The sequence below is a fragment of the Flammeovirga aprica JL-4 genome, from assembly GCF_012844305.1.
In the GTDB taxonomy this organism is placed as follows: Bacteria; Bacteroidota; Bacteroidia; order Cytophagales; family Flammeovirgaceae; genus Flammeovirga; species Flammeovirga aprica.
Genome location: NZ_JABANE010000336.1, coordinates 1 through 798, shown reverse-complemented (window position 1 = coordinate 798; position 798 = coordinate 1). Strand labels below are relative to the sequence as shown.

The following is a 798-nucleotide window of genomic DNA, read 5'->3' as shown; positions in this document are numbered from 1 at the left end:
GCAGGCATAGAAGTAACGGTGATCTCCCGCAGCTCGGCAGCGGTAACAGTGCGAATATACGGTGTAGGAGTAATATCCCAGGACTCTTTCAGCGCACGGAACCCGAAGCTCATGCCGGAAATGTCTCCACGCTCCACCAGCTCCAGCACATCATTGCCAAGTTGGGTGTTTGGCGGGGTCAGCTCGAAACGCAGCCCGGTATCATCTTCGGACAACACCAGCGTGCCGGATTTGGTACGCCCCAGCAGTTGGGTATAGTTATGCTCGTACAGTGCACGCACATCGCTACCGGATGCCAGGCTGTCTTTAAACGCCCCCGGCGCAAACTGCTCGCGGAACTCATCCCAGATCACCTCTGACAGGCTGTTCCAGCGCACGGCATAGCCCACCAGCTTTTTGTTGCTGGCGCTCAGTTCGGAGGTACGGATTTCAAAATCGATTGTTTTCATTGTTGGACTCCACAAAGGGCAAAAAGGGGCCGAAGCCCCTTAAACGTCAGATCAGGAACCTGAACCGGAAAGCTCAAGCACCTTGATGGCGTTGGAGTCCACCACACCACCGCCCAGGTATTTATCGGTATGCACCTTGTAGAAACCAGGTTCGGTGATGTTGTCGGGGCGGGTACGCACGCCAGTAGTGTGATCCACGATAAAGTAACCGCGCTTAAAGTCCCCGACTGCCAGGAACGCTTCACCCGCAGCCGCATCAGGCATGGTTTCCAGATATTGAACCGGACGGCCAAGGAGGGTATCGGGAGAGTCAGCGACGAGACGATCACGCCAGATGTAATCCCCGTTG

At 55.8% G+C, this 798-nt stretch carries 2 protein-coding genes; both read right to left on the bottom strand.

Going from position 1 to position 798, the window contains the following annotated elements; all coding sequences use genetic code 11:
- A partial coding sequence (locus tag HHU12_RS34235) for an HK97 family phage prohead protease (protein WP_169661193.1) occupies positions 1-449 on the bottom strand: 449 nt, incomplete at its 3' end.
- 51 nt (positions 450-500) lie between these two features.
- Positions 501-798 (bottom strand): phage major capsid protein (locus HHU12_RS34230; RefSeq protein WP_169661192.1); only part of this gene is annotated, 298 nt, incomplete at its 5' end.